The organism is Robbsia betulipollinis, assembly GCF_026624755.1.
GTDB classification, from domain to species: Bacteria; Pseudomonadota; Gammaproteobacteria; order Burkholderiales; family Burkholderiaceae; genus Robbsia; species Robbsia betulipollinis.
The window spans coordinates 2,225,265-2,244,384 of the sequence record NZ_JAPMXC010000001.1 but is presented as its reverse complement, the minus strand read 5'-3'; the positions used below and the strand labels follow the sequence as shown (position 1 = coordinate 2,244,384).

Genomic DNA, 19,120 nt, shown 5'->3' with positions numbered 1-19,120 from the left:
GGAAGCCCCGTTATTGAAGCGTGCTCGACGCACCGACGGCAGGTGCCGCGGAAGCGCCCGCTACTGCCGAAGCCGCCATCGTCGTCGCACCGTCCTTGCCGCCGTCCGCACCGCTGGAGTCCGCGGAGACACTGCTCGGGGCCGGCAGGTTGGCCGCCACCGGCGACACGGTCTGACCCGGCTTGGCCTTCTGCGTGCCCTCGACGATCACGCGGTCGCCCGGGTTCAGGCCGGCGGTGACGACCCACTTGCTCCCGATCGTCTGCGTGGTGGTCAGGTTGCGCAGCTCGACCTTGTTGTCGGCACCCACCACCATCGCGGTGGGAATGCCTTTCTGGTCGCGCGTGACGCCCTGCATGGGCACCAGCAGGGCGCGGTCGTTCGTGGCTTCCTGGACCCGCGCGCGCACGAACATGCCCGGCAGGAGATTGCGCTGCGCGTTCGGGAAAACGGCCCGGACCGTGGTCGTACCGGTGTTCTGGTCGACGGTCACGTCGGTGAACTCGAGATGTCCGGTATCCGGCATCACCGTACCGTCGTCGAGCACCAGCGCCACTTTCGTCGCGTTCGCGCCGGCGCTCTGAAGCGAACCCGCGGCGAGGTTGCGGCGCATGCGCAGCAAGGCATTGCTCGACTGCGTCAGGTCGACGTACAGCGGCGCGATCTGCTGCACCGTCGCCAATAGCGTCGCAGCGCTCGACTGTACGTAGGCGCCTTCCGTGACCGATGCCTTGCCGATGCGGCCGGCGATCGGCGAACGCACGGTGGTGTAACCGAGGTTGATCTCGGCGGTACGCACCGCCGCCTGGCCCGCGGCGACGTCGGCCTGGCCCTGCCCCTGCGTGGCGACCGCATCGTCGTACGACTGTTTGCTGACGGCATTGGCCGCCACCAGCGTCTTGTACCGGCCGGCCTGCGCGCGGCTGGACGTCAGCGACGCCTGCGCCTTCGCCAGCGTCGCCTGGGCGCTCATCAGCGCCGCCTGGTACGGTGCCGGGTCGATCTGATACAGGACCTGGCCTTCCTTCACGTCGCTGCCTTCGACGAAATTGCGCTTGAGCACGATGCCGTCGACCCGCGCGCGCACTTCGGCGACCCGGTAGGGCGTGGTACGGCCCGGCAATTCGGTATCGACGGCGACGCTTTGCGGCTGCACGGTCACCACGCCGACTTGCACCGGTCCCGGTGGCGGTGCAGCCTGCTTCTTCTCGCCGCAGGCGGCCAGCGCCAGCAATGCTGCCCCCGAGACAGCGCAAATAAGACGGTACTTGACCCGATCAACGCGCATGGAACGACCTCTGACAAAAAATGATCTTTGGAAACCGCTGTTTTTGATGACCGACTCGCGCCGTCCGGGGTCACGCCGGTCTTCCCGCCAGCGCGGGAGGAAAGACGTCGTCTCCGGAAACGGCACGAACGGCGACGCAACCCATGGAACCGGAACCGCGCGCACGTGACGGACATCGCTCGACCGTGAAGGTTTCAAAATTCCCCGTGAAACCACCCGGCTTGCCGAAAGTGGATGCTATTATATATACATTCAATGTTGAATGTATTCAATCGTACAAAAGCGCCGAGGGCAATTCGCCACAGGCTTTTCCCCCTTTACAAGACGACCTCATCCCGCCACCCGCGCGTCGGGGCGGTGCGAGTCGCACACGGCATCATGGCTAGACGCACCAAGGAAGAAGCGCAGGCGACCCGTAGTCTGATTCTGGACACCGCGGAACGGACGTTCTCCGAAAACGGCGTGTCGCACACGTCGCTGTCGGACATCGCCGTGGCCGCCGGTCTGACGCGCGGCGCGATCTATTGGCATTTCAAGAACAAATGCGAACTGTTCAGCGCGATGGTGGATCGCGAACTGCTGCCGCTGGACGAATTGCTCGCCACCACCTTCGATACGCGCGAGGCGGACCCGTTGCAACGCCTGCGCGACATCATTGTCGGTTGCCTGTGCGACATGATGCGCAATCCGCGTCGCCGCACGATCGTCGAAATCCTGTTGCTGAAATGGGAACATACGAAGGACATGCAGCCGGTCATCGACCGCAAGCAGGTCAACGTACGGCAAGGCATCGAACGCATGCAACGCGGACTCGACAACGCCGTTGCAAAAGCGCAACTGCCCGCCGCGCTGGACACGCACCGCGCCGCCCAATTCCTGCATGCATTGATCGTCGGGGTCATGTCGGATTATCTGACGGCATCGGAACATCTCGACATTCTGGTGGAAGCCCCCCGCCTTATCGACGGTTACCTGGATATGCTGCGTCTCTCGCCGGCGATGCGCCGCAGCGCCGCGCCCGCCTGAGCGGGACGCTGCAACTATGATCCATCACCGCTACACTGGTGGCAACCGGCGTCTGTTTCATACAACGGTGGCGGCCCAGCCGCGCGCTCCCCACCTTTCTCCCGAGACCCTTTCGCGATGGACAACATCGATCTGGAAGTGCTGCATAGCGCCGCCGACTGGCAGCGCGAGGGTTTTCGCACCGTATTGGGCACCGTGGTGCGCACCTGGGGGTCCGCGCCGCGGCCGGTCGGGTCGATCGTCGCGATTCGCGCCGACGGCAGGATCGCCGGATCGGTCTCCGGCGGCTGCATCGAGGACGACCTGATCGCCCGCGCCCGGGCCGGCGCGCTGCCCGCCGAGCGGCCGGAGCAACTGACCTATGGGGTGAGCGCGGAAGAGGCGCAGCGTTTCGGCCTGCCGTGCGGCGGCACGCTGCAACTGGTACTGGAACCGCTGGGGGAGCGCAGCGCGCTGCCGGCGCTGCTCGATGCGATCGCCACCGACCGGCTGATCGTGCGCCGCCTCGATCTGCGCACGGGGGCGGCTTCGCTGGCGCCGGTGCCCCCGGGAAACGGGACCGGTTTCTCGTTCGACGGCGAGACGCTCGCCGTCGTGCACGGGGCGCCGTATCGGCTGCTGCTGATCGGCGCCGGTCAGTTATCCCGTTATGTGGCGGAAATGGCCGTGCCGCTGGGGTACGAGGTGACGGTCTGCGACCCGCGCGAGGAGTACGTCGGCGGCTGGCACGTGGCGCATACCACGCTCGTGACCGACATGCCCGACGATGTCGTGCTGTCGATGGGGGTGGATTCGCGTACGGCCATCGTCGCGCTCACGCACGATCCGAAGCTTGACGATCTGGCGCTGATCGATGCGCTGCAATCGCCGGCCTTCTATGTGGGAGCGATCGGCTCGCGGGCGAACCGCGTGGCGCGCGCGGCGCGCCTGAAGCTGTTCGACGTCGACGATGCCCAACTGGCCCGTCTGCACAGTCCGGTCGGCCTGGCGATCGGTGCCAAAACGCCGCCCGAGATCGCGGTTTCGATCCTCGCGGAAATGACGGCGGTGCGTTACAAGGTCGTGCATGCCGGTTCGTCCCTGGACCGCGCCACCCATGGGCAGCTCGCGGGTCGGGCCACCGCTTCCGCTACCGACCGGGCGTGACCCGACGGGGCGGCCCGCCCCCGTCCTGGCTTATTGCGCCTGCCAGTTGAAGCGCAGTTTCGCGTGCCCGTTGCCGGCGACCTTGACCTGCTTCTTCTGCTCGTGGCCGGAATAGCTTGCCTGCACGGTGTAGGTGCCCGGCTTCAGACGAACCAGCATGTAGGGGCCCTGCGACGAGGTCTCCAGAATCTTGCTGCCCTTGTCGTCAACGATCACGAGCGCCACGTCGGACACGTAGTCGCGCGAGCCGCCGATGAACTCGAGCGACAGCGGCCATTTCGCGGCAGCGGCCTTGATCGCCTTCGATTCGTCGAGGCCGACGCCGCCCGAGAGGAACTGCACGTCGCCCTGCTGGGCCGCGGCCGGCAGCGCGCTATCGGCCGCGGGCGCCGTCCCGGACGCCGCTTCGGCCGCCATGCAGGCCGTGCCGGCAGCGAAGCAGGCGGCCGTCAGCGCGGACAGTACGAAAGTCGGGATTCGCTTGTTGTTCTGGTTCGGCATAGAGGTTTTCTCCTTATTGGTTTGTCGACGGCAGGACGCGCGGACGCCACCGATGCGCTCCGCAATGCAAGTTTCGCGCCCGCGTTCCCTCAGGACCCCAGATCGACCGGCACGAAGATCTGCGAGTCCTCGCGCTGGATCAGCAAGGCGACGCTGTTGCCGGCATGGGCGATGCGATCGCGCAGTTGGTCCGCGCTCGTTACCGGCTGACCGTTGATCGACAGGATCACGTCGCCCTGCTGAATGCCGGCATTGCGTGCGGCACCCGTCGATTGCTCGACCAGCAGGCCGCTGCCGATCCCGGATGCGCTGCGCTCCTGCGGCGTCAGCGGCCGCGCGGCGACACCCAGTCGGCCTTGTGGCGCCGCCGTGTCGTCCTGGGCCGCCGCGACCTTTTCGTCGCCCAGCCTGCCCACCGTCACATCGATGCTCCTGCGCGCGCCGTCTCTCCACACCTGTAGCGTGGCCTTCGCGCCGGGATGGATATCCGCGATCGCTGCCGGCACCGAGGAAGAATCGTCGACCGCCTGACCGTTCACCGCAAGAATCACGTCGCCGGGCTTGATGCCCGCCTTCGCGGCCGGCCCGCTCGCATCCACCGACGCGACCAGCGCGCCGTTCGTGTCCTTCAGCCCAAAGGAATTCGCGAGCGACTGGTTGAGTTCCTGGATGGTCACGCCAATGCGCCCGCGGCTGACGTGACCGTCGCTGATCAGCGCGTTCTTGACCTTCATCGCGACGTTGATCGGAATCGCGAACGACAGCCCCTGGAAGCCGCCCGTCTGGCTGTAGATCATCGAATTGATGCCGATCACCTCTCCATCGAGATTGAAGAGCGGGCCGCCGGAGTTGCCGGGGTTGACCGGCACGTCGGTCTGGATGAACGGCACGTAGGTGTCGTCCGGCAACGAGCGCGACTTCGCGCTGATGATGCCGGAGGTGACCGTATTGATGAAGCCATACGGCGAGCCGATCGCCACCACCCACTGCCCGACCTTGCTGCGCGACGGGTCGCCGATCTTCACGATCGGCAGATTCTTCGCGTCGATCTTCAGCACCGCGACGTCGGTCGGCTTGTCGACGCCGACGACTTTCGCGCGGAATTCGCGCTTGTCGGTGAGCTTGACCGTGACGACGTTCGCGCCCTCGACCACGTGCGCATTGGTCAGGATATAACCGTCGGGACTGACGACGAAGCCCGATCCGAGGCTGGTGCTGGGCGCGTCGTCCTGCTGCTGATGCGGCACATCGCCGTAGAAATGCTTGAAGAACTGGTAGAACGGATCGTCGGGACTGACCGGGAGCTGCTGCTGCGATTGCGCGCGGGCGGATGGCTTGCCGTCGTGCTTGGCGCTGATGTTGACCACGGCCGGGCTGTAGGTCTCGGCGAGTCCGGAAAAATCCGGAACGCCGGTCTTCGCCGCCGCCTCGGCGGGCATCAGCGGCGCGGCCCGGGCGGGCTCGACGAGGTGCGTGTCGTAATGGCGGGCGCCGGCCAGATAGCCGCCGCCGATCGCCAGGGCCAGGACACTGGCCGCGGCAGTACGCTTGAATGTTCGTTGTTGCATGCGGAGACTCCTTCGACGCTCGCGGTATCACGTATGACAGGGATGGGCGGCTCCGAGGAACCGCTGTTGAAGCCAGACTACGGGACGCGGCTTAAGGGAGCCTTAATCGCGGCGCATATCACCGCGCGCAAAAAGCGGGGCGGACCCACGCCGGGCATCAGGAGCGGACAGGGCCCAGCCAGATGGTGACGCGCAGGCCGCGCGCCGCGCCCGGCATGCGGGCGCCCTCCGCTCCCGGCGCGCCGTCGGCCAGCACGATGTGCGCGCCATGACGCTCGGCGATGCGCCTGACGATCGCCAGTCCCAGGCCGCTGCCTTGCTCCGGCGCCCGGCCATCCACGCCCTCCCCGGGCGACCGATAGAAACGGTCGAACACCCGCTCCCGCTCCGCGGGGGCGATGCCCGGGCCCGTGTCGACGACCTCGATGAACGCCTGCGCGTCCCGCTGTCCGGCCGCCACATCGACGCGCCCGCCTCGCGGCGTGTACTTCACGGCGTTGTCGAGCACGTTGCCGAGCAGCACCCGCAGCGCGTCGGCGTCGGCGTCGCCTGCGATGGCGGTGGCCACGGCGCCTTCGATACCCAGGTCGATGCCCTTTTCAAGCGCCAGCGGCGTCATGGCGAGCACGCACGCCTCGATCAGCGGCAGCAGATCGAGCGACCGCCCGCTGCCGGCGCGCGCCTGGGACGACGCGCCGGCGTCGTTCGCCGCCTCGGCGCGCGCGAGCGACAGCAACTGCTCGACCAGACGTGTCGCACGCGCGACGCCGTGATGCAGGTCCGCGAGCGCCTCGGCGCGGGCGACCGGGTCGGCGGCGCGTTCGAGCAGTTGCGCCTGGATGCGCAGCGCGGCGAGCGGGGTGCGCAATTCGTGCGCGGCATCCGCGACGAAGGCCTTCTGCGTGTCGAGCGCGCCGCTCAGCCGCTGCAGCAGGCCGTTGAGCGCATGCACCACCGGCCGGATCTCGCTCGACAGGCGGCGGTCGGGCAAGGGGTCGACCGCCTCGGGACGGCGCGCCTCGAGCGCGTGCGCGAGGCGCGACAGCGGCCGCAGCCCCCGGCCGACGATCAGCCAGACGCCCAGCCCCAGCACCGGCAGCAGCACCAGCAGCGGCCAGATCGTGCGCCACGCGGTCTCCGCGGCCAGCAGGTCGCGGATCGCCATCGGCTGCGCGAGCTGCACGACATTGTCGCCGACGATCGCGCTATACACGCGCCAGTCCCCCGCCGGCGTGCGTTCGGTGGAGAATCCCAGTTCGGCGCGCGGCGCGAGCGGCGCGCCCGGATGCGAGTAATACAACTGCGCGCCGTCGCGGCTCCAGATCTGGATGACGACGCCTTCGCCGTCGCTCGTGTGACCGCCCAGCACCGACGAAAACGGCTCCGACGGCAATGCCGCCGCGGTCTGCCGCAATTGGTAGTCGAACAAAGCGTTCGCCTCGGCGCGCGCCTGTCGATAGATCAGAATGCCGGCGAGCACGACGCCGATCAGGACGATGGCCAGCAGCCAGACCAGCAGGACGCGGCGAATCGAACGCATGGAATTCCTGGAGAATGTGATGGGCCTTGACGGGCGGGCGAACGCAGGGGGAGCGGGCTGGGCGACGTCGTGCCGGCAGCCGCGGCGCTAGCTGGCCGACACGACATAACCCAGCCCGCGCACGGTGCGGATGACGTCGGCGCCGAGCTTCTTGCGCAATGCGTGAACGTAGACCTCGACCGCGTTGCTGCCGATTTCCTCGCCCCAGCCATAGATGCGCTCCTCGAGTTGCGCCTTCGACAATACCGCGCCCGGGCGTGCGATCAGGGCCTCGAGCAGCGCGAATTCCCGCGCGGACAGCGCCACCGCGACGCCGTCGACCGCGACCGCGCGCGCGGCCAGATCGATCGACAGCCGGCCGATGCGGATCGCCGGATCGCTGCGGCCCGCCTGGCGACGCAGCAACGCGCGCATGCGCGCGGCGAGTTCGTCGAGGTCGAACGGCTTGACCAGATAGTCGTCGGCGCCCGCGTCCAGCCCCTTGATGCGGTCGGCCACCGCGTCGCGCGCGGTGACGATCATCACCGGCAAGCGCTGGCCGGCGGCGCGCAGGTGGCGCAGTACGTCCAGCCCGTCGCGCTTGGGCAGGCCCAGATCGAGCAGCACCATATCGTACTGCTCGAGCGCGAGCGCCGAGATCGCCGCCGCCCCGTCGGCGACCCAGTCCGCCGCCCAGCCGTCGGCGCGCAGCGCCTTGCGCACGCCCTCGGCGATCATCCGGTCGTCCTCAACGAGAAGGATGCGCATGGTTCGCTTCGGGTTCGGATTGTACGGCAGGCCAGGTGGCGCGCATCTGCGCCAGACAGGCGCGGGCGTCGCCCGGCACCACGCGCGCCGCGCATGCCAGCATCAGATTGCGCGACATGCCGAAGTCCTCGACGAGATAGCCTTGCGCGTCGCGGCCGGCCGCATCGCCCGGCACCTGCTCGACGATCGGCACGGCCGGCGCGCCGTAGGCCCAGACGGGCAGGCCGAGCGCGGCGGCGAAGCCCACCTCGAACGCGGTGCCGGAGTCCGGCTCATGGCCACGGAAATCCTGCAGATTGGCGAGCACCGCATCGGCGCGGCGGATCAGCCCGAGATTGGCCTCGAAGATCCGGCGCGCGAAGCGCGCGGGCGAAGACGCGTCCGCCGGCGCCGGCGCGTCCAGCGGAAACAGGCCCTCGAAGCCGAATTCCGTGCACAGTGCGCGCAGCGTCGCACCCCGCGCGAGCGCGTCCGGGAAGAATACATCGGGACCCGCGAGATAGACCCGCGGGCGCGTCGGCAGGAAGGGCATGGACAGGCCAGGAGCAAGAGGGACGGAGCGGCGCACCGGCACCGGCGGCGCGCCATGATGCGGAACCCGCGCCTTCGCGCATTGTATGTCCGTTACCCGATCCGCGCGAGCCGTCCGCCGGCGTCGCGCCGTTGCGTCACTTGTCCGCGCCACCGTGGCGATAGCTGGCTGCGGCACGACGCAGGCCGCCGCAATATGACTAGAATGAACGCTTCCCATCGTCCCCGAGCCGCGCCTTGCCTTCCTCGCACGCCCCCCGCGCCGCTGCCGGCTTTCGGCCTTCAGCCCGTTCGTCCGCCGACTCGCCGTCCGCTGCCCTACCGTCCGCTACGCTACCGTCCGCTGCCCCGCCGTCCACTGACTCGTCGTTCGCCACCCTCATGTCCGCTGCACCGCCATCCCCGCCCGCGCCGGCCACCGCGCGCGCAACCGCGCTGTCGCGGCGCGTGCGCCGGGCGCTCGCCGGCTGCGCGCTGGCGCTCGGCCTGGCGCCGCTCGCCTGGCCCCAGGCCGGCATCGCGCAGCAAGTCCACGCCCCGCGCGCCGGCGCGGCTGACCGCGCCAGGAGTCGTCCGCCGGAACGAAACGCCAGGGACGCGACGAATACGGCGGCGGCGGCAGCAAAAGCGGCGCGCAATGCCGCGCTCGCCGCGCGTCGCGCGAGCGCACAACGCCAGCGCGACGACGCGAGCGACGCCACCGCGCGCCTCACCGCGCGTGCGCTCGCATCGCCCGCCCCGCGCCGTCGGGAGAGCACGGAGAGCACGAGAAGCGCCCCGAGTCCGTCGTCGATGCCGGCCGCGGCCGCCGCGCGCATCGGGCCGTCCCGTCCGGCCGCGCTGTCCGCCGCGCTGGCCGCGGTGGCGTCCGCGCGCGCTCACGCCGCACGCGGCACGGCCGACCCGGACGGCGCGAACGCAAGCGCAAGCGATACGGACGATACGCCCAACGGCGTGTTGCCCGCGCCGGTGGCGGCCGCGCTCGCCCGCGCCAACATCCCGCGCGCGTCGGTCAGCGCGCTGGTGATGCGTCTCGACGACGACCAGCAGATACTCGCCGTCAACGCGCGACGCCCGATGACGCCGGCGTCGACGATGAAGGTGGTCACCACCTACGCCGGTCTGTCGATGCTGGGCGCGGACTTCCGCTGGCAGACCTCGGCCTTCGCCGACGGCACGCTCGCCAACGGCGTACTGCATGGCAACCTCTACATCGAAGGCACCGGCGACCCCTTCCTCGTGCCGGAACAGCTCAGCGATCTGGTCGCCCAGATCCGCCGCGCCGGCATTACGCAGATCGCCGGCGACCTCGTACTCGACAAGGGCTATTTCGATCTCTCGACGCGCGACGCGCCGCCACTCGACGACGCCGCGTCCGCCCCCTACAACGTCGGTCCGGACCCGCTGCTCTATGCCTTCAAGGCGTTGACGATCGACGTATCGCCCGGCGCCGACGGCGCCGCGCAGATCGACATCCAGCCCCCGCTCGCCCAGTTGCGCATCGTCAACGACATCCACATGACCGGTGGCGCCTGTCGCGCAGGGGAAGCGAACCCGGCGCTGAGCAATGGCGCCGACGGCACCTTGAACCTGCGTTTCTCGGGCAACCTGTCGACGCGCTGCGGCACGCAGCAAACCAACATCGCGGTGCTCGACCACACGCGCTTCTTTTCGGGCGGTTTCCTGGCGCTGTGGCAACAGGCCGGCGGCACGTTCACCGGCACGGTACGCGAGGCGCCGGTGCCGGTGGCCGCGCAGCGCATCGCGGTGCACATGAGCCCGCCGCTGAGCGAAGTGATCCGCAACATGAACAAGTTCAGCAACAACGCGATGGCGCGCAATCTGTATCTGACCATCGGCGCGGTGACCTTCAAACCGCCGGCCACGCTCGACGGCACGGAACGGATGATGAACCGCTGGTTCAAGCGCAACCATATCGATGCGCAGGGACTGGTGGTCGACAACGGTTCGGGACTGGCGCGCGATGCGGCCATCAGCGCCGAGACGATGGGTGAATTGCTGAATTCCGCGTATCGCAGCCCCGTGGCGCAGCCCCTGATGGATTCGCTGCCCACAGTGGGCGTCGACGGCACGATGCGCCGCCGGCTGACGAACAGCGGCATCACCGGCCATGCGCAGATCAAGACCGGCACGCTGGGCAATGTCCGGGCGATCGCCGGCTACGTGTTCGCGGCGAACGGCCATCCCTACGTGGTGGTGAGTTTCATCAACGACCCGCGCTCGTCGGCGGGCGGCGCCGCGCACGATGCGCTGTTGAACTGGGTGTACAACCAGCCATGAGCCGGCGCGGGAGCTTATCTGGGCGCGGCGGCCGTCAGTCCGGCGCGGCGCCCGCTTCGGGCAGGAAGGCGGCCGCGGCCCGTCCCAGCCGGTCCGCGACCGCCTGCCAGGCGGGATCGTCCGGCAGCGCTTCGACGAGGATGCGCACGACGTGCGCGCCGTCGAGCGCGCGCAGCATCCCGTACAACACGCGCGCATAACCGGCGGCATTCGCCGGAGCCTGCACCCATTCCACGTCGGCCGCGCCGGCTAGCGCCGCGGCGCCGGCGGCGCTATGCGTCACGACTGCATACCGCATGCCGGGCACATCCGCTGCGCGCGCGCGCAGGATCGCGGCGATCGCGGGCGCGGACAGCAGCGCGAGCGGCGTGGCCGGCGCGTAATGCGCGCGCAGGGTCCCCGAGGCGCGCGGCGCGGGACGATCGCCCGGCGCGGGGCCGGCGTGTCCGTCCCGTGCGAATGGCATCGCTACCGTCGCCGGCGCGGACGCCGCCTGTGATGCGAACGTCGATGGCATCGACGGCATGCCGCCCAGCACCGCGGCGATCTGCTCGGGCGTGACGTGCCCGGGCCGCAACAGCGCCGGAAAACCGCGCGACAAGTCCACGATCGTCGATTCGATGCCGACGGCGCTGTCGCCGCCGTCGAGCACCGGAATCGCGTCGCCGAACTCGTCGCGCACGTGCCGTGCGGCGGTCGGGCTGACCTTGCCGAAACGGTTCGCGGAGGGCGCCGCGACGCCCCCATGACCGCCGCGCAAGGCCGAGAAAGCTTCGAGCAGGGCCTGCGCCACCGGATGCGACGGGCAGCGCAGTCCGATCGAATCCTGGCCGCCGCTCACGGCGGCGGGAATCCGCGCGGCGCGCCCGAGAATCAGCGTCAGCGGCCCCGGCCAGAATGCGTCGATCAGCGCCTGCGCGGCCGGTGGCAGGTCCGCGGCCCACCAGAGCGGATCGCCGCCCGGCGGCAGATGGACGATGACCGGATGGTTCGACGGCCGCCCCTTCGCCGCGTAGATCCGCGCCACCGCGACCGGATCGGCGGCGTCGGCGCCCAGCCCGTAGACCGTTTCCGTGGGGAAACCCACGAGCTGCCCCTGGCCGAGCCAGGCGGCGGCCGCGGCGATGCCCTCCGGGCCCGCAGGCAGGCAGGCGGACCCATCCGGGCCGGTCGGGCGCGCGGCCGCTGTCATCAGTCGAGCGGAATGCGCAACTGCGCGGCGACCGTGCGCGACGCGGCGCGCGCGGCCTCGGGCGTGGGCGCGGTGCAGGTGATGTGCCCCATCTTGCGCCCTGCCCGCGCGGCATCCTTGCCGTACAGGTGCAGATGCGCGCCGGCCACGCCCGCGACCGCGTCCCAGGCGGGCGTTCGCGGGGCGGCTTCCCGGGCGCTGTCCGCACCATCGGCAGCGGCATCCGCCGCGGCAGTGTCCACTGCGGCAGTCTCCACTGCGGCAGTCTCCTGCGGCGCGCCGGCGAACCAGACGTCGCCCAGCACGTTCAGCATCACCGCGGCGGAATGCTGGCTGGTGTCGCCCAGCGGCAGGCCGGTCATCGCCCGTACCTGCTGTTCGAACTGGCTGCTCACGCAGGCGTCGATCGTATAGTGACCCGAATTGTGCGGCCGGGGCGCCATCTCATTGGCGACCAGCGAGCCGTCGTGCAGCACGAAGAATTCCACGCACAGCACGCCGACATAGTCGAGTTCGGCAGCGATCGTGCGGGCCTCGTCGCGCACGCGTGCCGCCAGCGCCGCGTCCAGCGACGGCGCCGGCACGATGGTCTCGGCGAGGATGCCGTCGCGATGAACGTTCTGCGCGATCGGATAGACGAGGCACGCGCCATCGAAACCGCGCACCACCAGCGCCGACACCTCGAAGGCCAGCGACAGGCGTTTCTCCAGCACGCACGGCGCGCCGCCGAACGACCGGAATGCGCGCCGCGCTTCGTCGGCGGTCGCGACCCGGACCTGCCCCTTGCCGTCGTACCCCAGCCGCGCGGTCTTGACGATGCCGGGCAACACGGGCGCGAATGCCGCGTCGTCGAGCCCGTCGAGTTGCTCGACCGATTCGATGACCTGATGCGGCGCGACGCCGACGCAGTCGGCGAGGAAACGCTTCTCGGCAACCCGGTCCTGCGCCACCGCCACCGACCGGCCCGCGGGGCTGACGGTGACCGTGCGCGCCAGCCAGTCGAGGCTGGCCGCCGGCACGTTTTCGAACTCGGTGGTGACCGCCGCGCACAGCGCCGCCAGTTCGGCGAGCGCCGTCGGGTCGTCATAGGCGGCGCGCAGATGGCGCTCGGCCACGGCGCCGGCCGGACTTTGCGCGTCGGGGTCGAGCACGGCGACCCGATACCCCATCGACTGGGCGGCGAAACAGAACATCCGGCCCAGTTGACCACCACCGAGGATGCCCAGCCACGCGCCCGGCAGGATCGGCGGGCCGCCCGCCTGCGTGAGGCGCGTATCGCGCGCGTCCGCCCCGCTGCCGGATGCGGAAGCCGACGCGGGTGCCGAGGCGTGCATCGCGGCGTCCGCCAGCGTGCTCACGCCGAAGCTCCGTGCGCGCCCTGCGCCGTATCCGGCCCGGCCGGCGGCGGCAGCACCATGGCCTCGGCGGCCTGCCGCTGTCGCACGCGAAACGCATCGAGCTTCGCGCAGGTATCCGGACACTCGCCCGCCAGCAGCGCGACCGCGAACAGTGCCGCGTTGGCCGCGCCGGCTTCGCCGATCGCGAACGTCGCCACCGGCACGCCGCGCGGCATCTGCACGATCGAATGCAGCGAATCGACGCCGCGCAGGTATTTGCTGGCGACCGGCACGCCCAGCACCGGCACCGTGGTTTTCGCCGCCAGCATGCCTGGCAGATGCGCCGCACCCCCGGCACCGGCGATGATGGCGCGCAGCCCGCGCGCACGCGCGCTCTCGGCATACGCGAACATCTCGTCCGGCATGCGGTGCGCGGAGACGACCTTCGCCTCGTGCGCGACGCCGAATTCCTCGAGGATCGCGACGGCATGGCGCATCACCTCCCAGTCGGAACTCGACCCCATCAAAACGCCAATCTTCGGGCCGTCCTGCTCGGTCGGCATGCGCAGGCCGGCGGCGGCGCCCTTTTGTTGATCGATCATCGCGGACAATCAGCTTCCATCAGGTTGTTCGGTCGCGGAGGCGAACGAGGACAGATACAGGCACGGGCGCACGCACAAGTACGCGCGCGGACACACCATCGGGCAGGTTCAGCGCAGCGGCAAGCCGGTCAGGCGGCTCAGCGCCTCGCGGTATTTCTCGGCGGTCCTGGCGACGACGTCCGCCGGCAGACGGGGCGCGGGCGGGGTCTTGTCCCAGACCTGCGTTTCGAGCCAGTCGCGCACGAACTGCTTGTCGAACGACGGCGGGTTCGCGCCGACCCGATACGCGTCCGCAGGCCAGAAGCGCGAGGAATCGGCCGTCAGCACCTCGTCCATCAGATACAGTTCGCCCGCGGCGTCGAGACCGAATTCGAATTTCGTGTCGGCGATGATGATGCCGCGCGTCGCCGCGTATTTCGAGGCTTCCGTGTACAACTGGATACTGATCGCGCGGATGCGCTCGGCGAGATCGCGCCCGATCCGGCCGGCGGCATCGTCGAAACTGATGTTTTCGTCGTGCTCGCCCAGTTCCGCCTTCGCCGCCGGCGTGAAGATCGGCTCGGGCAGCTTCTCGGCGTTGCGCAGACCGGGCGGCAGCGCCACACCGCAGACCGCGCCGCCCGCCTGGTATTCCTTCCAGCCGCTGCCGGCCAGATAGCCGCGCACCACCGCTTCGATCATGATCGGCTGCAAACGGCGCACCACCACCGCGCGGCCGGCCACCTGCGCGACCTCGTCGGCGGCGACGACGGTTTCCGGCGCGACGCCGGTCAGATGATTCGGGACGATGGCGGCGAGGCGGTCGAACCAGAATTCGGCCATCTGGTTCAGGACCCGGCCCTTGTCCGGGATCGGTTCGCCCAGCACCACATCGAAAGCCGACAGCCGGTCCGACGTGACGATCAGCAGCTTGTCGTCGCCCACCGCGTAGTTGTCGCGCACCTTGCCGCGCCCCAGCAGCGGCAGGGAACGAAGGGTGGATTCATAGAGCGTCGATGACATGGGAGGGCATCCTGTGGTCGGCCGCGCGCCGTCATGGCACGGAAAAGCGGGGATTTTAATACCTTGCCGCCTGCCCTGCCCACTTTTCGATCATGATGGACGAAAAAAAGCCGCCGGTCACCTCTTGGGTGAACGGCGGCAGGCGCACCGGGCGGCCGGCCCGGCCCCGGCCCCGTGCAGGACGGGCGGGGACAGGCGGCGGCGACGGGGCGTGGCGTTATTTGACGACTTGCGCCAATTCGCCGCGCTTGTAGCGCTCGGCCATCTTGTCGAGCGACATCGGCTTGATCTTGCCGGCCTGGCCCTCGCAGCCAAACGCGACGTAACGGTCGAGACAGACCTGCTTCGCCGCCGCACGGGCCGGCTTGAGGAAATCGCGCGGGTCGAACTTCGACGGGTTTTCCGCGAAATAGCGGCGGATCGCGCCCGTGATCGCCAGGCGCAAGTCGGTGTCGATATTGATCTTGCGCACGCCGTTACGGATGCCTTCCTGGATCTCCTCGACCGGCACGCCGTAGGTTTCCTTCATGTCGCCGCCGAATTCACGGATCTCGGCGAGCAGTTCCTGCGGCACCGACGACGAGCCGTGCATCACCAGATGGGTGTTGGGGATGCGACGATGAATCTCCTTGATCCGCTCGATCGACAGGATGTCTCCGGTCGGCTTCTTCGTGAACTTGTAGGCGCCGTGCGAGGTGCCGATCGCGATCGCCAGCGCGTCGCAGCCGGTCTGGCGCACGAAATCCGCCGCCTGTTCCGGATCGGTCAGCAGTTGCTCGCGGGTCATCGTGCCTTCCGCGCCGTGACCGTCTTCCTTGTCGCCCTTCATGGTCTCGAGCGAACCCAGCACGCCCAGTTCCGCCTCGACGGTGACGCCGATCGAATGCGAGAATTCGACGACCTGCTTCGACGTCGCCACATTGTATTCGTAGGACGCGACCGACTTGCCGTCCGCTTCCAGCGAACCGTCCATCATCACGCTGGTGAAGCCGCTGCGGATCGCCGCCATGCAGATCGCCGGCGACTGGCCGTGGTCCTGGTGCATCACGACCGGAATGTGCGGATAGGCTTCCACGGCCGCCTCGATCAGATGGCGCAGGAAGGCTTCGCCGGCGTACTTGCGCGCGCCTGCCGAGGCCTGCATGATGACCGGCGCGTTGACCTGGTCGGCCGCTTCCATGATCGCCTGCACCTGCTCCAGGTTGTTCACGTTGAAGGCGGGCAGACCATAGCCGTTCTCGGCGGCATGATCCAGCAGTTGACGCATTGATACGATAGGCATCTCAAAAACTCCTTAGATTAAAACGATAGCGTGCAATGCGTTCCGGACGTCGTCGCCGCCCGCGGGCGGCGCCAGGACGAATGGCCGAAATCGATGTCGGTCACCGATGCCGGCCATTAGAACGCAAAAAAATATTCGGTTCAGTGCTCGCCCACTCGTACGATCTTCAACGCGTTCGTTCCGCCTGCCTGCCCCATCGGCTCGCCGACGGTCAGTACGACCTGATCGCCCTCGGCGGCATAGCCACGCCGCACCAGTTCGTCGAGCGCCGCCGCCAGCATCGCGTCGCGATCGTTGCCGTCCTCGGCCGCGAGCGGGGTGACGTTGCGGTACATCGCCATCGCGCGCTGGGTCCGCAGGCGCGGCGTGAGCGCGTAGATCGGCACTTTCGTCCAGTGACGGCTCATCCAGAGCGCGGTCGCGCCGGACTCGGTCAGCGCGACGATCGCCTTCGCGCCCAGATGATAGGCGGTGAACATCGCGCCGATCGCGATCGACTGGTCGATGCGCTTGAAGGTGCGGTCGACGATGTCGCGATCGAACGCCACTTCCTGGGTTTTTTCCGCTTCGATGCAGATCGCGGCCATCGTCTCGATGGTCTCGACCGGATACTTGCCGGCGGCGGTCTCGGCCGAGAGCATCACCGCGTCGGTACCGTCGAGCACCGCGTTGGCGACGTCGGACACCTCGGCGCGCGTGGGCACCGGCGCCAGAATCATCGATTCCATCATCTGGGTGGCGGTGATCACCAGGCGATTCGCGTCGCGCGCCATCCGGATCATGCGCTTTTGCAGCGCGGGCACCGCGGCATTGCCGACCTCGACCGCCAGATCCCCGCGCGCGACCATGATGCCGTCCGACGCTTCGAGAATCTCGGCCAGCGCCGGAATCGCCTCGGCGCGCTCGATCTTCGCGATCATCTTCGGCTTGATGCCGTGGGCCGCGCCGGCGATGATCGCCAGTTGCCGCGCCATCGCCATGTCGGTCGCGCTCTTCGGAAACGACACCGCGATGTAGTCGGCCTGGATGTCCATCGCGGTACGGATGTCCTCCATGTCCTTCGCCGTCAGCGCGGGCGCGGACAAGCCCCCGCCCTGCCGGTTGATGCCCTTGTTGTTCGAGAGATCGCCGCCGATGCGCACCGTCGTATGGATCGCCGGACCGGCGACCTTGTCGACCACCAGCACGATGAGGCCGTCGTTGAGCAGCAGGACGTCGCCGCGCGACAGGTCGCGCGGCAGGTCGGGATAGTCGAGTCCCACGCGCTCGTCGTTGCCCAGCGTGCAGGTGGCGTCGAGAATGAAGGGCTGGCCGGGCACCAGCGTCGTCTTGCCGTTCGCGAACTTGCCGACCCGGATCTTCGGCCCTTGCAGATCGGCCATGATCGCGACCTCGCGGCCCAGAGAACGGGCTGCGGCGCGCACGCGCTCGGCGCGTCCCCGGTGATCGTCGGCGGTGCCGTGGGAAAAGTTCAGCCGGGCGACGTCGAGTCCCGCGCGGATCATGCGGGTGAGCACCTCGCTGTCGTCCGACGCCGGGCCCAGCGTGGCGACGATCTTCGTCGCGCGGCGCCGCCCGCCCGCGGGTAGCGCGCTCGCGGGCTGCGCCTGCGGCGGCGCGATCCAGTGCGCGGGCGCACTGTTGCCCACCAGGCCTGTTGCCGGTGCAACGGTGGCGTCGTGCGTGCCGGGGCTGCCTGCCGCTGCGTGTTCCTCGGAATCCTTGCGTCGCGTGACCATGCTCATGCCCTCGCTTCGAGGATTTCCACCGCGGGCAGCTTCTTGCCCTCGAGGAATTCGAGAAAGGCGCCGCCACCGGTCGAGATATAGCCGATGCGTTCGGTGATGCCATATTTCGCGATCGCCGCGAGGGTATCGCCGCCACCCGCGATCGAAAACCCGTCGGACGCGGCGATGGCCTCGGCGAGCGTCTTCGTGCCGTTGCCGAAGGCGTCGAACTCGAAGACGCCGACCGGGCCGTTCCACACGATCGTGCCGGCGGACTTCAGTTGCGCGGCGAGCGCGCCCGCCGTGTCCGGGCCGATGTCGAGGATCAGATCGTCGGCGGCGACGTCCGCGACCGGCTTGACCGTCGCCTCGGCGCTCGCGCTGAAGGTCTTCGCGGTGACGACATCGGTGGGAATCGGCACCGAGGCGCCGCGCGCCTTCATCATCTCCATGATGGCTTTCGCCTCGTCGACCAGATCCGCCTCGGCCAGGGACTTGCCGATCGGCAGACCGGCCGCGAGCAGGAAGGTGTTGGCGATGCCGCCGCCGACGATCAACTGGTCGACCTTGTCGGCGAGCGATTTCAAAATCGTCAGCTTGCTCGATACCTTGGAGCCGGCGACGATCGCCACCAGCGGCCGGCGCGGCTCGTGCAGGGCGCGCCCCAGGGCGTCCAGTTCCTGCGCCAGCAGCGGGCCCGCGACGGCGACCGGCGCGTATTTCGCGATGCCGTGCGTGGTCGCCTCCGCGCGGTGCGCGGTGCCGAACGCGTCGTTCACGTAGACGTCGCACAGCGCCGCCATCCTGCGCGACAGCGCGTCGTCGTCCTTCTTTTCGCCGACGTTGACCCGGCAGTTCTCGAGCAGCACGACGTCGCCCGGCGCCACCGTGACGCCGTTCTCGACCCAGTGCGGGACAAGCGGCACGTCGCGGCCCAGCAACTCGCCCAGGCGGCGGGCGACCGGCGCGAGCGAGTCCGCCGGCTTGAACTGGCCCTCGGTGGGACGACCCAAATGCGACGTCACCATCACGGCCGCGCCGGCGTCGAGCGCCGCGCGAATGGCCGGTACCGACGCCCGGATCCGCGTGTCCTCCGTGATGTCGCCCTGCTCGTTTTGCGGAACATTCAGATCGGCGCGGATGAAGACGCGCTTGCCGGCGAGCTTGCCATCGGCGATCAGGTCGGAAAGGCGAAGAACTTGTGTCATGGGCGTGGGCGGGCGCGGTCGGCGCAGAAGAGGGTGGATCGGCCATCGCGCCGGCCCGCAGACCGGCGACAGGCGACAGGCGACAGGCGACAGGCGACAGGCAAACATTCTAACTCCGATGT

Annotated in this window: 16 protein-coding genes; 3 read left to right on the top strand and 13 right to left on the bottom strand. The window is 69.1% G+C overall.

Translation table 11 applies throughout. From position 1 onward, the window contains the following. Positions 1–10: 10 nt before the first annotated feature. Positions 11–1,288, bottom strand: coding sequence for an efflux RND transporter periplasmic adaptor subunit (locus OVY01_RS09785; protein WP_267847255.1), 1,278 nt, complete (start codon positions 1,286–1,288; stop codon positions 11–13). A gap of 378 nt (positions 1,289–1,666) precedes the next feature. Between OVY01_RS09785 and OVY01_RS09780 the strand changes: the two genes are divergently transcribed. Then, the gene (locus OVY01_RS09780) at positions 1,667–2,314 is read left to right on the top strand and encodes a TetR family transcriptional regulator (RefSeq protein ID WP_267847254.1); all 648 of its coding nucleotides are present in this window, start codon (positions 1,667–1,669) and stop codon (positions 2,312–2,314) included. A gap of 117 nt (positions 2,315–2,431) precedes the next feature. After that, positions 2,432–3,460: an XdhC family protein gene (locus OVY01_RS09775; RefSeq protein ID WP_267847253.1), complete on the top strand. Its 1,029-nt coding sequence runs from the start codon at positions 2,432–2,434 to the stop codon at positions 3,458–3,460. A 30-nt stretch (positions 3,461–3,490) separates the two neighbouring features. Here the strand turns inward: OVY01_RS09775 and OVY01_RS09770 are convergent, their stop codons facing one another. From OVY01_RS09770 to OVY01_RS09750, 5 genes are all read right to left on the bottom strand, one after another. Beyond that, positions 3,491–3,961 carry a peptidase associated/transthyretin-like domain-containing protein gene (locus tag OVY01_RS09770; RefSeq protein ID WP_267847252.1) on the bottom strand — a complete coding sequence of 157 codons (471 nt, stop codon included), beginning with the start codon at positions 3,959–3,961 and terminating at the stop codon, positions 3,491–3,493. A gap of 89 nt (positions 3,962–4,050) precedes the next feature. Further along, on the bottom strand, positions 4,051–5,529 hold the full coding sequence (locus tag OVY01_RS09765) for a DegQ family serine endoprotease (RefSeq protein ID WP_267847251.1): 1,479 nt from the start codon (positions 5,527–5,529) through the stop codon (positions 4,051–4,053). A gap of 157 nt (positions 5,530–5,686) precedes the next feature. After that, positions 5,687–7,069 carry an ATP-binding protein gene (locus OVY01_RS09760; RefSeq protein WP_267847250.1) on the bottom strand — a complete coding sequence of 461 codons (1,383 nt, stop codon included), beginning with the start codon at positions 7,067–7,069 and terminating at the stop codon, positions 5,687–5,689. An 87-nt stretch (positions 7,070–7,156) separates the two neighbouring features. Continuing rightward, positions 7,157–7,816: a response regulator gene (locus tag OVY01_RS09755; protein ID WP_267847249.1), complete on the bottom strand. Its 660-nt coding sequence runs from the start codon at positions 7,814–7,816 to the stop codon at positions 7,157–7,159. After that, a complete protein-coding gene (locus OVY01_RS09750; RefSeq protein WP_267847248.1) occupies positions 7,797–8,348 on the bottom strand; it encodes a nucleoside 2-deoxyribosyltransferase in 552 nt (183 codons plus the stop codon). Before OVY01_RS09750 ends, OVY01_RS09755 begins: the two co-directional genes overlap by 20 nt. Before the next feature lie 380 nt (positions 8,349–8,728). Here OVY01_RS09750 and dacB point away from each other — a divergent pair, with 380 nt between their 5' ends. Then, positions 8,729–10,648 (top strand): D-alanyl-D-alanine carboxypeptidase/D-alanyl-D-alanine endopeptidase, encoded by a 1,920-nt coding sequence (gene dacB / locus OVY01_RS09745; protein ID WP_267847247.1) that lies wholly within the window; start codon positions 8,729–8,731, stop codon positions 10,646–10,648. Between the two features lie 34 nt (positions 10,649–10,682). Here the strand turns inward: dacB and OVY01_RS09740 are convergent, their stop codons facing one another. The 7 genes from OVY01_RS09740 to OVY01_RS09710 form a co-directional block, all read right to left on the bottom strand. Continuing rightward, positions 10,683–11,840 carry an L-threonylcarbamoyladenylate synthase gene (locus tag OVY01_RS09740; RefSeq protein ID WP_267847246.1) on the bottom strand — a complete coding sequence of 386 codons (1,158 nt, stop codon included), beginning with the start codon at positions 11,838–11,840 and terminating at the stop codon, positions 10,683–10,685. Continuing rightward, positions 11,840–13,198, bottom strand: coding sequence for a 5-(carboxyamino)imidazole ribonucleotide synthase (locus OVY01_RS09735; RefSeq protein ID WP_267847245.1), 1,359 nt, complete (start codon positions 13,196–13,198; stop codon positions 11,840–11,842). Before OVY01_RS09735 ends, OVY01_RS09740 begins: the two co-directional genes overlap by 1 nt. After that, the gene (purE, locus tag OVY01_RS09730; protein WP_267847733.1) at positions 13,195–13,740 is read right to left on the bottom strand and encodes a 5-(carboxyamino)imidazole ribonucleotide mutase; all 546 of its coding nucleotides are present in this window, start codon (positions 13,738–13,740) and stop codon (positions 13,195–13,197) included. The genes OVY01_RS09735 and purE overlap by 4 nt, the downstream gene beginning before the upstream one ends. 147 nt (positions 13,741–13,887) lie before the next feature. Then, positions 13,888–14,781 (bottom strand): phosphoribosylaminoimidazolesuccinocarboxamide synthase, encoded by an 894-nt coding sequence (locus tag OVY01_RS09725; RefSeq protein ID WP_267847244.1) that lies wholly within the window; start codon positions 14,779–14,781, stop codon positions 13,888–13,890. A 217-nt stretch (positions 14,782–14,998) separates the two neighbouring features. Beyond that, on the bottom strand, positions 14,999–16,063 hold the full coding sequence (gene fba, locus OVY01_RS09720; protein WP_267847243.1) for a class II fructose-bisphosphate aldolase: 1,065 nt from the start codon (positions 16,061–16,063) through the stop codon (positions 14,999–15,001). Between the two features lie 140 nt (positions 16,064–16,203). Then, positions 16,204–17,808 (bottom strand): pyruvate kinase, encoded by a 1,605-nt coding sequence (gene pyk / locus OVY01_RS09715; RefSeq protein WP_267847242.1) that lies wholly within the window; start codon positions 17,806–17,808, stop codon positions 16,204–16,206. Next, positions 17,805–18,998: a phosphoglycerate kinase gene (locus OVY01_RS09710; RefSeq protein ID WP_267847241.1), complete on the bottom strand. Its 1,194-nt coding sequence runs from the start codon at positions 18,996–18,998 to the stop codon at positions 17,805–17,807. Before OVY01_RS09710 ends, pyk begins: the two co-directional genes overlap by 4 nt. Positions 18,999–19,120: the final 122 nt, after the last annotated feature.